The sequence below is a fragment of the Streptomyces sp. NPDC001822 genome, assembly GCF_042892135.1.
Taxonomy (GTDB): Bacteria; Actinomycetota; Actinomycetes; order Streptomycetales; family Streptomycetaceae; genus Streptomyces.
On sequence record NZ_JBIATW010000007.1, the window covers coordinates 127785 to 140583 of the forward strand.

Below are 12799 nucleotides of genomic sequence, written 5' to 3' on the forward strand. Positions count from 1 at the left end.
ACGAGGACGGTGAGATGGACGCATTGCCGCTGGTGGCGCTTGTCGCTGTCAGTGCGGTGGTCGCGGGGGCGGCGCGCCGGACCCCGGTGCCCGCGCCCCTGCTGCTGGTCGCCGCCGGGCTGGTGGCCTCCTATCTGCCCGGGGTGCCGAGCTACACGCTGGACGCGCACGTCGTGCTGCCCCTGCTGCTCCCGCCGCTGCTGTACACGGCCGCGGTCGACAGCTCGTACCTGGACCTCCGGGCCAATGTGCGGCCCGTCGCGCTGCTCTCCGTGGGTTACGTCCTCTTCGCGACGGTCGCGGTGGGCTGGCTGGCCTATCTGCTGGTCCCCGACCTGCCGCTGACCGCCGCACTGGTCCTGGGAGCCGTGGTGGCCCCGCCGGACGCGGTCACCGCCGCGGCGATCGCCCGGCGGGTGGGCCTGCCCGCCCGGATCACCACGATCCTCCAGGGCGAGTCCCTGGTGAACGACGCCACCGCCATCACCGCCTTCAAGGTGGTCCTCGCCGCCGCCGTCGGCGAGGGGATGAACTGGGGCGAGGGGATCGTCGAGTTCCTGGTGGCGTCGGTCGGCGGTGTCGGGGTCGGCCTGCTGCTGATGGTCCCGCTGCACTGGCTGCGCACGCACCTCAAGGAGGCGCTGCTCCAGAACACCCTGTCGCTCCTCATCCCCTTCGTGGCGTACGCCGCCGCCGAGCGGGTGCACGCCTCCGGGGTGCTGGCCGTGGTCGTCGTCGCGCTGTACCTGGGGCACCGCTCCTGGCAGGTCGACTTCGCGACCCGGCTGCAGGAGGCGGCGGTCTGGAAGATGGTGGCGTTCATCCTGGAATCCGCCGTCTTCGCGCTGATCGGACTGCAGCTGCCCTTCGTCCTGCGGGAGCTGGGGGAGTACAGCGTGGGCGAGGCGCTCCAGTACGCCGTCCTGGTGTTCGTCGCCGTGGTCGTGGTCCGCTTCCTCTGGGTGTACCCCGCGAGCTATCTGCCCCTGTGGCTGTCCCGGCGGGTGCGGGAACGCGAGGGGCCGCTGCCCTGGACCTCCCCGCTGATCATCAGCTGGGCCGGGATGCGGGGCGTCGTCTCGCTCGCCATCGTGTTCTCCATCCCCCTGCTCACACCCGACGGGGAGAAGTTCCCGGCGCGCAGCCTCGTGCTGTTCCTGACCTTCACGACGGTGATCGGGACCCTGGTCCTCCAGGGCCTCAGCCTGCCCCTCCTGGTGCGCGTGCTGAGACTGCCGGGCCGCGACACGCGCGGGGAGACGCTGGCGGAGGCGCAGGCCCAGAGCGAGGCGTCCACGGCGGCGGACTCCAGGCTGGACGCGCTGCTGACCGACCCCGCCAACGAACTGCCCGACCCGCTGACCCAGCGGTTGCGCGCCGTGATGGAACGGCGCCGCAACGCCGTCTGGGAGCGTCTCGGCCGGCCCAACCCGGTCACCGGGGAGTCGGCGGACGACACCTACCGGCGGCTGGCGAGGGAGATGATCGACGCCGAGCGGGCGGTCTTCGTACGCCTCAGGGACGAACGGCGGATCGACGACGAGATGATGCGCGCCCTGCTGCGCAGGCTGGACCTGGAGGAGGCGGCCGCCTACCGCGAGTCCGACGGCAACTGAGGGCCGTCGGCCTCCGGTGCGGGGCGGCCGGTGATGACGGCGGTCACCGTGGAGCCCGGGGTGAAGGCGCCCTCACCGGCGAGGACGGTCAGGCCGTACAGGAGTTTGGCGACATAGAGCCGCTCCACGGGCAGCCCGTGCCGGTCCTCGAACGCATCGGCGAACGCGTGCAGCTCCGGAGTCGTACGGGCGTACCCGCCGAAGTGGAAGCGCTCGTCCAGCGACCACCGCCCCGTAGGTCCGCCGAACGCCTCCTGCTGGAGGCCGCGCACGGCCCCGGCCAGGAAGCCGCCGCGCAGGACCGGGACGCCGAGGGCGCGCTGCCCCGGCCCGAGGCCGGCGGCGAGGCCCGCCAGGGTGCCGCCGGTTCCGCAGGCGACGGCCACCGTGCCGCCCGCGTCGCGCAGCTCGCGGCCGAGCTCTGTGCAGCCCCGTGCGGCGAGGGCGTTGCTGCCGCCCTCCGGGACGACCGCGCACTCCCCGAAGAGGCTCAGCAGGCCGTCCAGGACGCCGGGAGTGGTCTTCGCGCGGTAGGTGGCCCGGTCCACGAAGTGCAGGCGCATGCCGTCCGCCGCGCAGCGCGCGAGGGAGGGGTTCAGTGGGCGCCCGGCCAGCTCGTCGCCCCGTACGACGCCGACGGTGGGGAAGCCCAGCAGGCGTCCCGCGGCGGCGGTGGCGCGCAGGTGGTTGGAGTAGGCCCCGCCGAAGGTCAGCACGGTGCGTCCGGCGGCGGCCCGGATGTTGGGAGCGAGTTTGCGCCACTTGTTGCCCGGCAGGTCGGGGTGGATCAGGTCGTCGCGCTTGAGCAGCAGCGTCACGCCGTGCCGGGCGAAGCGCTCGTCCTCGACCGGCTGCAGGGGTGAGGGCAGTGCCGGCCGCAGCCGGGAGAGGTCGAGTGCTTCGTCACGCATGACGCCATTGTGTGCCGCCCCGCGCCGGGCTACTTCAGCCGGTCGTGGATCCGGTTGCGCATGCCGGTCATCGAGAAGCCGAGCGGGTCGATCTTGCCGGGTTGCCACTCCCGGTGTCCGATGACGGACGGCGCGCCCCAGCCGTGGAATCTGCAGACCGCGGCGGCCGCCTTCTCGATGGCCTCCAGCTGCACGGCCGGCCAGGGGTCCTCGCCGTCGCCGAGGTTCTCGCACTCGAAGCCGTAGAAGTGCCGGTTGCCGTCCGTGTTCGACTCGTTGTCCGACGGCAGGCGCCTCTCGGCGATCACGGCGCGCAGGACCTCGTCGTCGCCGAGGCCGGCGTGGTTGGCGCGGCCGTAGCCGACCAGGTGGACCCGGCCGTCCTTGGCGATCACGCCGTGGCAGAGCGGGCCCGGGAGGCCGGAGTAACCGTCGCGGCAGATCTCGACGGTGCGGGCGGTGCCGCTGGTGACGGTGTGGTGGAGCATCACACCGTGCACCGGCCCCCACGGGCCCTTGTGGTTGCGGTTGTGCGTGCGCCAGTCGCCGACCTGGACGACGGTGAGTCCCTCGTCCCTCAGGGCCTTGAGGAAACTGCTCGCGGACATGGGTGAGGACATGGCGGGCTCCTTCGGTACGGGACGTGTGTCCGTACAGCGCTTGTACCGGAACATGCGGCTCCGCCAAACCTGTTCGGGAACTGTGCGAGTGGATCCGGACATCTGCCGGGTTTCCGGCCGTCGCGTGCGTCAGTCCTGGGCGAGCCACATGTCGGGGCCGAACACCTCGTAGTGGATGTCGGCCGCGGCCACCCCCTTGTCGAGGAGCTGGGACCGGACGGCCCTCATGAAGGGCAGGGGCCCGCAGAGGTAGGCGCGGGTGCCCGGGGCGACCGGCAGGCCGCTCAGGTCGACGAGGCCGGTGCGCCCGGCGGGGTGGCCGGGCTCGGGGTCCTCGTACCAGAAGTGTGCGGCGGCGTCCGGGAGCTTCGCCGTCAGCGCCGCGTGGTCGGTGCGCAGGGCGTGGTCCGCGGGGGACCGGTCGCCGTGCACGACGGTCACCGGCGCCGGGTGCCCCTCGGCGGCGAGGTGCTCCAGCATCGACAGGACCGGGGTGCAGCCGATGCCGGCGGAGGCGAGCAGCAGCGGCGCGCCGGAGTCGTCCAGCACCAGATCACCGTACGGGGCGGAGACGCGCAGCCGGTCGCCCTCGCGCAGTCGCGCGTGCAGGTGTGCGGAGACCTCGCCGTCGGGCCCGTCCCCGTCCTGTACCCGCTTGACGGAGATGGAGCGCGGGCCGCCGCCCGGCGCCCCGGTGAGACTGTACTGACGGATCTGGCGGGCCCCGTCCGGGAGTTCCACCTGGACGGAGACGTACTGGCCCGGCCGGAAGGCGGGGGCGGGCGAGCCGTCCGCCGGGGCGAGCCGGAAAGTGGCCACGGCCGCGGTGTCCTCGGTGCGCGACACCACCGTCCACTCGCGCCACACGTCGCCCGCGAGCACGCCCTGCTGCGCGTAGAGGCGTTCCTCGATGGCGATCAGGGCGTTGGCCATCAGCCAGTAGACCTCGTCCCAGGCCGCGGCGACCTCGGGGGTGACCGCGTCGCCCAGCACCTCGGCGATCGCGGCGAAGAGGTGGGTGTGCACGATCGCGTACTGCGGGGCCGTGATGCCGAGGGAGGCGTGCTTGTTCGCGATGCGGCCGAGCATCGCGTCGGGGCGGGTGCCGGGGTGCTCGACGAGCTGGGTGGCGAAGGCGGCGATGGATCCGGCGAGTGCGCGGCGCTGGGTGCCCGAGGCCTGGTTGCCCCGGTTGAAGAGGTCCCTGAGCAGCTCCGGGTGGGCGTCGAACAGCTTCCGGTAGAAGAGATCCGCTATGTCCCCGATGGCCGCCCCGACGGCGGGGAGGGTGGCGCGGACGGTTGCGGTCGACGTCTCGGAGAGCATCGGTTGACTCCTTGTGTACGAGGGCGGTCACACGGCCGCCCGGGCTTTATTGGAATATGGGATGCGTATTTTTGGCCGTGCGGAAGGATTGGGCGGCGCGGGGTGCGGGGGAATGCCCGCGAGGTGAGTCGCGGGCGTGGGGTTCGGCGGGACGCGCGAGATCAGTCGGGCCCGGGTCTGCCGGAGCTGATGCCGATCAGGAGCGGGCCGGTGGGGGAGGAGACGAGGTCGCCGACCGTGAGGGGGTCGAGCGAGGTGTAGAACGCCTCTTCGGCCCGGCGCAGCGCGGTGCGGAGCCGGCAGGCGGACCGCAGGGGGCAGGGGGTGCTCCCCTCGCACTCCACGACCTCCCCCGGCCCTTCGAGCTCGCGCACCAGGGCGCCGACCGAGGCGGAGCGTCCGGCCGCGGTGAGGGTGAGGCCCCCGCCCCGGCCGCGTCGCGCGTCGACCAGGCCGAGGTGCTGGAGCCGGGCGACGACCTTCGCGGCGTGGGTGTACGGCACCTGCATGGTGGCCGCCACCTCGCGGGTGGTCGGCGGGTCCTCGCCGTCCTTCGTGACGGTCAGGCGCATGAGCACCCGGAGCGCCACGTCGGTGAATCGCGTCAGCCGCATGGCGGTCAGCGTAGATAAGTTGCATCGTGGATGCAACTTAAGCTCCGGGTGCGGGCGCCCGCCTCCGGGGAGCGCGCGCCATGATGGAGCGTGCGGCTCCGCGGCAGGTGCGGAGTCCGCCGTCGCGGGAAAGGTGGTCAGCGGCCGTGCCGAAGCCCAACGCAGCCGACGGGATACCGGCGAGCCGGGTCGTCACCGACCCGGACGCTCTCGGCCGGTACACGCACGACGAGGCGGAATGGGCCCCGGCCGGAGTGCCCCTCGCGGTCGTGCGGCCCCAGGACACCGCCGAGGTGGCCGCGGTCGTCGCCCACTGCGCCGAGCACCGCATCCCGGTCGTCCCGCGCGGCGCGGGAACCGGCCTGTCGGGCGGCGCCAACGCGGTGGACGGGGCGGTCGTCCTCTCCTTCGAGGACATGAACCGGATCCTGCGCATCGACCCGGTCGAGCGCCTCGCCGTCGTCCAGCCGGGCGTGGTCAACGACGACCTGCGCGCGGCGTGCGCCGAACAGGGCCTCTGGTACCCGCCGGACCCGGCGAGCTCCCCCTGGTCGACGATCGGCGGTAACGCCGCCACCAACGCCGGCGGCATGTGCTGCGTCAAGTACGGCGTGACCCGGGACTACGTGCTCGGGCTGGAAGCCGTCAACGGGCTCGGCGAGGTCGTGCGGGTGGGCCGGCGCACCGCGAAGGGGGTCGCGGGATACGACCTGTGCGGACTTCTCGTCGGTTCGGAGGGCACCCTCGGTGTCATCACCGAGATCACCGTGAAGCTGCGGGGGGCCCGGCCCGCGGAACGGACCGTGGCAGGGTTCTTCGACTCGGTCGTCGCCGCCGGGGACGCGGTGGGCCGGGTGACGGCGGCTGGCATCGTGCCCTCCGCCCTCGAACTCCTCGACAAGCACTGCCTGAAGGCCGTCGACGAGTGGAAGAACATGGGGCTGTCGGCGGACGCGGACGCGATCCTCCTCGGCCGCGTGGACACCCCGGGCGCCGCGGGTGACGCCGAGGCGGAGGCCATGAGGGCCTGTTTCGCCGAGGCGGGCGCCGCCTGGGCCGAGGTCTCCACCGACCAGGCGGAGGCGGACGCCCTCTTCCAGGCCCGCCGCCTCGCCTACCCGGCGCTGGAGCGGCTCGGCCCGGTGCTCACCGAGGACGTGGTGGTCCCGCGGTCGGAGGTCCCGCGGATGCTGGCGCGCGTGGAGGAGATCTCCCGCGAACACGACGTCCTCATCGCCAACATCGCGCACGCCGGCGACGGCAACCTGCACCCGCTGATCATCACCGGACCCGGCGACGAGGCCGCCCGGAGCCGTGCCCAGCTCGCGTTCGAGGACATCCTCGACGCCGCGATCGCCCTCGGGGGCACGGTCACCGGCGAACACGGCGTGGGCCTGCTGAAGATGGGCGGCATGAACCGGGAGATCGGCCCCGTCAACCTCGCCATGCAGCGCGCGGTCAAGGCGGCCCTGGACCCGTACGGCATCCTCAATCCCGGGAAGGTCGTGGACTCGGGTGCGCCGCTGGCCGTCTGAGCCCGTGCCGGGCGGTCACCGCCGGCACTGACCGCCCGCGGGACCCCTGCCGGCCCGCGCCGGTCCGGCCGGTCCGCGTCCGCCGGGTGACATTCCGCCCGTACGCGCGTCTCCGGAACGGCGGCATGCCCCGACCGCAGCCCGAATAGTCACACTCTTTTGTGTAATAGCGCCCGGTGTCCCTCTGCTGGAAGTGTTCCTCTCGCAGGTCAGCCCATGATCGAGAGGATGTCGGATGTCCGTTGGTGAAGAGGTCCGGGACACGCAGCCGCCCCAGCAGAGTCTCGGGACAGCGGCTGCGCGGAACCTCGCGACGACGACCAAATCCGCACCGCAGATGCAGGAGATCTCCTCCCGCTGGCTGCTGCGGATGCTGCCCTGGGTGCAGGTGCAGGGCGGGACCTACCGGGTGAACCGCAGGCTGAGCTACTCCGTCGGGGACGGTCGGGTGACCTTCGTCCAGACGGGCGACCGGGTCGCGGTCATCCCGGCCGAGCTCGGCGAACTCCCCGCCCTGCGCGACTTCGCGGACGAGGAGGTGCTGGCCGAGCTGGCGCGCAGGTGCGAACAGCGCGACATCGCGGCCGGCGAGGTGCTCGCCACGTCGGGCGACGCGGCGGACCGGGTCCATCTGCTGGCCCACGGCAAGATCGAGAAGGTCGGGACCGGCCCGTACGGCGACGAGACGGTGCTGGGCGTCCTCGCCGACGGCGCGTACTTCGGTGACCAGGCCCTGATCGACGGCGACGCGACCTGGGAGTACACGGCACGCGCCGTCACCGCCTGCACCCTGCTGACCCTGCGCCGGTCGGACGTGCTCAACCTCGCGGCACGCGCCGACTCGCTCCGCGACCACCTCGCCGGGCTGCTGGCGATCCCGCACCAGCGCACCAACACCTACGGCGAGGCGGAGATCGACCTCTCGGCGGGGCACGTGGGGGAGAGCGTCGTCCCGCACACCTTCGTGGACTACGAGTCGGCGCCGCGCGAGTACGAACTCAGCGTCGTCCAGACCGTGCTGAAGGTGCACAGCAGGGTGGCCGACCTCTACAACCAGCCGATGAACCAGACGGAGCAGCAGCTGCGGCTCACGGTCGAGGCGCTCCGCGAGCGCCAGGAACACGAGCTCGTCAACAACCGTGAGTTCGGCCTGCTCAACAACTGCGACTACGGTCAGCGGCTGCAGCCGCACGACGGCGCACCGGGCCCCGACGACATGGACGAACTCCTGTCGAGGCGGCGCGGATCCAACCTGTTCCTCGCCCACCCGCGGGCCATCGCCGCCTTCGGCCGTGAGTGCAACAAGCGCGGTCTCGTCCCGGAGAGCGTGGAGGTCGGCGGTCACCACGTCCCGGCCTGGCGCGGGGTGCCGATCTTCCCGTGCAACAAGATCCCGGTCACCGACGCCCGCACCACGTCGATCATCTGCATGCGGACGGGGGAGGCGGACCAGGGAGTCATCGGCCTCCAGCAGAGCGGCATCCCGGACGAGATCGAGCCGAGTCTCTCCGCCCGCTTCATGGGCATCGACGAGCAGGCGATCATCTCCTACCTGGTCACGGCCTACTACTCCGCGGCCGTCCTGGTGCCCGACGCCCTCGGCGTCCTGGAGAACGTGGAGGTCAGCCGCTGGCGGTGACGCTCCCCGGGCCCGGGCGGCAGTCCGCCCGGGCCCCGCAGGCGATTACCGCGACCAAGGTGCCCCGTGGCGCCCGGGAAGGAGTGACCGTGACCATGACGAGTACGGACGCCGCGATGGGGGAGCACAAGGCAGCAGCCCTCCTGGAGCGGACCCGCGACGCCGTCGACCCGCACCTGCGAGCGGCCGTGGAGACGCTGCCCGGGGCCATGCGCCGGGTCGCGAAGTACCACTTCGGCTGGCAGAACGCCGACGGGACCCCCGCCGCCGGCCAGGCCGGCAAAGCCATCAGGCCCGCCCTCGTCCTGGCCGCCGCCCGGGCTCTCGGAGGCGACCCGGACGCGGCGGTCCGGGCGGCTGTGGCCGTCGAACTCGCCCACAACTTCACCCTGCTGCACGACGACATCATCGACGAGGACACCACCCGGCGGCACCGGCCGACGGCCTGGGCGGTGTTCGGTGTGCCGGACGCGGTGATCACGGGTGACGCCATGCTCGCCCTCGCCCTGAGGCTGCTGGCGGACGACCCGCACCCCGCGTCCGCCCACGCCTCGGTGCGCCTCACCACCTGTGTGATCGAGCTCTGCGCGGGGCAGCAGGCGGACTGCGCTCTCGAGGACCGCGGCCCCGACGACGTCACGCTGGACGAGTGCCTGGCCATGGCCACGGCCAAGACGGGCGCCCTGCTCGGCTGCGCCTGCGCCCTGGGCGCGCTCTACGCCGGGGCGGGGGAGAGGGCGGTCGTGGCCATGGACGGATTCGGCAGGGAGGCCGGCCTCGCGTTCCAGCTCATCGACGACCTCATCGGCATCTGGGGGGACACCGAGCGCACGGGCAAGCCGGTCGGGGCCGACCTGACCGCGCACAAGAAGTCGCTGCCGGTGGTCGCGGCGCTCACCTCGGGCACCCCGGCCGCCGCCGAACTCGCCGCGCTCTACCGGGGTGCGATGAACACGCCGGAGGAGGTGCGTGCGGCGGCCGAAGCGGTGGACCGGGCGGGAGGCCGGGACTGGGCGCAGGTCACCGCGGGGGACCGGATGGCCCGTGCCGTGCACCACCTGTCCCGCGCGGTGCCCGGCGCCGCGGACGGTGGTGACCTGCTCGCCCTGGCGGAGTTCGTCACCCGCAGAACACGCTGAACACCCGCCGCCCGTGACCGGACCCGCGTGTCAACTCTAGTATTCCGTGCGTCGGTTGAGATCATCACGGGTGCGAGGGGGCGGGGCCGGTCATGGGCGTACGCATACGGCAGGCGGACCGGAGCGACAGGGACCAGGTCGTACGGATCCTGGAAGAGGCGTTCCACGACGATCCGGTGAGCAGCTGGGTCTTTCCCGACGAGGACCACCGGCGGGCGGTACACGGCAGGTTCCTGGGGGTGTTCGCCGACATCACGCTGGAGAACGGCCGCATCGACCTCCTGGAGGACGGTACGGCGGCCGCCCTCTGGATCTCCGTACCCGCCGGAGCGCCGCAGGGCGCCGACGACACCCCCGCGCTCATGCGGGAGACGGCCGACCCGGACAACGAACGGGCCGAGCTGGTGGGCGTGCTGACGGGTGCCGTGCACCCGCACGACCGCGCCCACGAATACCTGCTGATGATCGGCGTCAGCCCGCAGCGGCAGGGGGAGGGCATCGGCAGGGCGCTGATGAGCGGGGTCCTGGAGCGGTGCGACCGCGAGGGGGTCCCGGCCTACCTGGAGGCGAGCAGCGAACGCGGCCGCCGACTCTACGAACGGCTCGGTTTCGACTTCACGGGGACGACCGTGGACCTCCCCGAGGGGCCCTCGATGTGGCCCATGTGGCGTGAGCCCCGGTCCGGCTGAGCGAACCCCGGGCGGGCGGCGGAGCGAAGGGGAGGGTGGCACCGGGCGGGCGCGGGGCACGGACTACAGTCCCTGCTCATGACAGATGAGTCGTGGGCAGGCTGGTACCGGGACCGTCATGGCTCCGAGGCCGTCATTCTCACCACGGACGGGCAGCAACTGCGCATCCGCGTACGCGGTACGGACTTCGAGGGCACGAGCTTCGACGGTCTGGGCCCGGCGGCCGGCGCGACGGTCCAGGACGGCGCCTTCCGCCTGGTGGACGGTGTGCTCGGTGACTGCGTGCTGGAGTGGGACCTGCCCCTCCCGGTGCTCGTGTCCGGGACGGTCCGCCAGGCCACGCTCGGCTGCCTGCTGTCCCTGCGCAGAGCCGAACCGGGCCTGTACCTCGCCCTCCACCTGGACGGAGCGGTGTACGAGTCGAACCGCGCAGAGGGCGACTTCGCCGCCGCGATGGCGACGGTCCAGCGGATCCTGCCGCCGGACATGCACCTGCAGACCTGCATAGCGTGCGCCTTCTCGGACTACTTCCCGGTCCCCGTCCGCGGGCTCTCCGGCGGACTCGCCTGCTTCCGCGGCGCCAAGGACGCCTACCGGGACGTGGCGGGCGGGGAGGAGGTCGCGGGCCTCTGGGACCGGCGCACCGGCTTCGTCCAGGAGATCTGGAGCTGCCGGGAGTTCGAGCCCCGCCCGGCGCACGGTGCGGGCACCGGGCACCGGGGGGCGTTCCCGCTGGAACTCGCCTGACCGCCGACGCACGTGGGGCCGCCCCGCGAAGGCGGGACGGCCCGTGACCCGTGCCGCAGGGGTGTCAGGAGGCGGCGCGGGCGAGCGCGGCCGCGAGGCCGTTCTGCCAGAGGGTGTTCACCCGCGACCGCTCGGTGGAGTTCGGGTAGGCGTTCGTGCAGGACGTTCCGGGACCGCCGCCCGACATGAGCTCGCTGCACGGGCCGGTGTAGTGGTCCGGCAGCCCCAGGACGTGGCCGGTCTCGTGCGCGGTGACACGGGTCGAGTTGTACTGCTGGTTCTGGGCGTAGTCGAGGAAGATGTAGCCGCTGCCGTGCCCGTTCGTGCTCGCGTACGAGCCGCGGGAGTCGTTGCCCTCGCGGTAGGTGAAGTCGGGGTTCGAGCCCTCCTGCAGCTTGACGTTGGAGACGGAGCTGTTCCAGATGCTCGTGCTGCTGGCTATCTGGCTGCGGAAGCTGGGGGCGTTGGTGGTGCTGTAGACGACGGTGACGGCCGCGGCGCCCGGGTTCGCGGCCCGCTTCTTCGCGACCGAGTCCATGACGGCGTCGAAGAACGCCTTGTTCGCGGCGGCGTTCTCGCTCGAACCGGCGTACGCGGCGTACCCGGCCTGTGCGGTGGCGGTGTGGGCGGGAGCGACAGGTGCCGGTGCGGCGGCGACCGCGGGGGTGGTGCCCAGCGCTGCGGCGAGTCCGAGACCGGCCACGGCCGACGTGACGGCTGTCCTGAGGTGTCTCATGGGGGGTTCTCCTACCTGTCCGATGAACCCCGTCCGGCGGCCGGACGGGTAACGGGTGGGGGGTACGGAGAGAGTGTCGGGGAAGCCGGGGCTCCGGCGGATGATGTCAACCGGCGATAGCGCCGCCCTATCACCCCCACAGGAAGCGCACACAACCGGCACCTGGAAGTCGTCCCAACAGCACCCGAATGAAGGCGTTTAGCGGGATTGCGCCGTCTGGTGCTCGGTGTGCGCACACCCATACGCTCCCTCGTCATGGACCTGGAGGTGAGACACCTCAAGGCGCTCTGCGCCATCGCCGACACGGGCAGCCTGCACCAGGCGGCACGGCGGCTGGGCGTCAGCCAGCCCTCCCTGACCACCCAGCTCCAGCGGATCGAGAGGGTCATGGGGGCGGAGCTGTTCCGGCGGGAGAGGACCGGCTGCCGGCCCACACTCCTGGGCCGCGTCCTCCTCAGCCGCGCCCGTCCTCTGGTGGACGGCATGTCCACCCTGGTCGGTGCGGCGATGGCGGAGGCCGAAGCGGCCAGAGCGGGAGGTCCCGGACTCCGCATCGGATCCACCGCGAGCCGCGTCATCGGAGACTGGCTGCGCCGGCTGCGGATCCTGCTGCCCGGGACCGACATCTCGCTACGGGTGGACGTCTCGGCCAGGGAACTGCTGGGGGCGGTGGCCGGGGGCCGGCTGGACATGGCCTTCGTACACGAGGTCGAGGGCTGCCCGCTCGGCATCCCCGACGGACTGAACCGGCGCGTACTCCTGGATCGCGAGCCGCAGTTCATCTCTCTGTCCAAGGACCATCCGGCCGCCGACCTGCCCGTGGTCGACCTCCGCGACCTCGCCGCGGACCGGTGGATGGTCGACCCCTCGGTGGACGGCGAGTGGGACGGGGTGCGCCGGGTGCTCGGCGCCGCGGGGCTCGATCCGCCCCTGCTGCACGGCGACTACCTCACGGCCGCCTCCCTCGTCGTGCTCGGCGAGGCGGTCGCCCCCTGCCAGCCGACCACGGGTCCGCGCGACGACATGGCGATCCGCCCCCTGCGCGGCGATCCCCTCGCCGTACGGCTGCTGCTCGTCTCGCGGCCGGGCACGGACATCGAGGCGGTGTACGGAGAACTGGAGGCGGCCTACCGGGACGCGGCCCGGCGGGCCGGGGAGTACCACCAGTGGCTGCTGCGGCATCGCAGTCCACTGGCGCAGGCGGCCTGATCCGGACGGTTCCCCGTT

12 protein-coding genes are annotated in these 12799 nt (G+C 72.6%); 7 read left to right on the top strand and 5 right to left on the bottom strand.

Annotation, left to right across the window (positions count from 1 at the left end):
* Positions 1 to 14: 14 nt before the first annotated feature.
* The gene (locus tag ACFYY2_RS18310; RefSeq protein WP_388743718.1) at positions 15 to 1616 is read left to right on the top strand and encodes a Na+/H+ antiporter; all 1602 of its coding nucleotides are present in this window, start codon (positions 15 to 17) and stop codon (positions 1614 to 1616) included.
* On the opposite strand, the gene ACFYY2_RS18315 is transcribed toward ACFYY2_RS18310, so the two are convergent.
* The 4 genes from ACFYY2_RS18315 to ACFYY2_RS18330 all read right to left on the bottom strand — a co-directional run bounded on the left by ACFYY2_RS18315 (position 1592) and on the right by ACFYY2_RS18330 (position 5087).
* A complete protein-coding gene (locus tag ACFYY2_RS18315; protein WP_388743721.1) occupies positions 1592 to 2527 on the bottom strand; it encodes a 1-aminocyclopropane-1-carboxylate deaminase/D-cysteine desulfhydrase in 936 nt (311 codons plus the stop codon). The genes ACFYY2_RS18310 and ACFYY2_RS18315 overlap by 25 nt on opposite strands.
* A gap of 29 nt (positions 2528 to 2556) precedes the next feature.
* Entirely contained in the window at positions 2557 to 3147 is a 591-nt protein-coding gene (locus tag ACFYY2_RS18320; protein WP_388743723.1) for an N-acetylmuramoyl-L-alanine amidase, read from the bottom strand.
* A gap of 129 nt (positions 3148 to 3276) precedes the next feature.
* The gene (locus ACFYY2_RS18325) at positions 3277 to 4473 is read right to left on the bottom strand and encodes a globin domain-containing protein (RefSeq protein ID WP_388743726.1); all 1197 of its coding nucleotides are present in this window, start codon (positions 4471 to 4473) and stop codon (positions 3277 to 3279) included.
* A 161-nt stretch (positions 4474 to 4634) separates the two neighbouring features.
* The gene (locus ACFYY2_RS18330; protein WP_388743729.1) at positions 4635 to 5087 is read right to left on the bottom strand and encodes an RrF2 family transcriptional regulator; all 453 of its coding nucleotides are present in this window, start codon (positions 5085 to 5087) and stop codon (positions 4635 to 4637) included.
* 146 nt (positions 5088 to 5233) lie between these two features.
* Here ACFYY2_RS18330 and ACFYY2_RS18335 point away from each other — a divergent pair, with 146 nt between their 5' ends.
* From ACFYY2_RS18335 to ACFYY2_RS18355, 5 genes are all read left to right on the top strand, one after another.
* A complete protein-coding gene (locus ACFYY2_RS18335; RefSeq protein ID WP_388743731.1) occupies positions 5234 to 6622 on the top strand; it encodes an FAD-binding oxidoreductase in 1389 nt (462 codons plus the stop codon).
* Positions 6623 to 6857: 235 nt separating this feature from the next.
* Entirely contained in the window at positions 6858 to 8261 is a 1404-nt protein-coding gene (locus ACFYY2_RS18340; protein WP_388743734.1) for a family 2B encapsulin nanocompartment shell protein, read from the top strand.
* Positions 8262 to 8356: 95 nt separating this feature from the next.
* Positions 8357 to 9400, top strand: coding sequence for a family 2 encapsulin nanocompartment cargo protein polyprenyl transferase (locus ACFYY2_RS18345; RefSeq protein ID WP_388743737.1), 1044 nt, complete (start codon positions 8357 to 8359; stop codon positions 9398 to 9400).
* Between the two features lie 92 nt (positions 9401 to 9492).
* Positions 9493 to 10089 carry a GNAT family N-acetyltransferase gene (locus tag ACFYY2_RS18350; RefSeq protein ID WP_388743739.1) on the top strand — a complete coding sequence of 199 codons (597 nt, stop codon included), beginning with the start codon at positions 9493 to 9495 and terminating at the stop codon, positions 10087 to 10089.
* A gap of 78 nt (positions 10090 to 10167) precedes the next feature.
* Positions 10168 to 10836: a DUF6304 family protein gene (locus ACFYY2_RS18355; RefSeq protein ID WP_388743742.1), complete on the top strand. Its 669-nt coding sequence runs from the start codon at positions 10168 to 10170 to the stop codon at positions 10834 to 10836.
* A gap of 64 nt (positions 10837 to 10900) precedes the next feature.
* On the opposite strand, the gene snpA is transcribed toward ACFYY2_RS18355, so the two are convergent.
* Entirely contained in the window at positions 10901 to 11572 is a 672-nt protein-coding gene (snpA, locus tag ACFYY2_RS18360) for a snapalysin (protein WP_388743745.1), read from the bottom strand.
* Positions 11573 to 11827: 255 nt separating this feature from the next.
* Between snpA and ACFYY2_RS18365 the strand changes: the two genes are divergently transcribed.
* Positions 11828 to 12781 (top strand): LysR substrate-binding domain-containing protein, encoded by a 954-nt coding sequence (locus ACFYY2_RS18365; protein ID WP_388744331.1) that lies wholly within the window; start codon positions 11828 to 11830, stop codon positions 12779 to 12781.
* Positions 12782 to 12799: the final 18 nt, after the last annotated feature.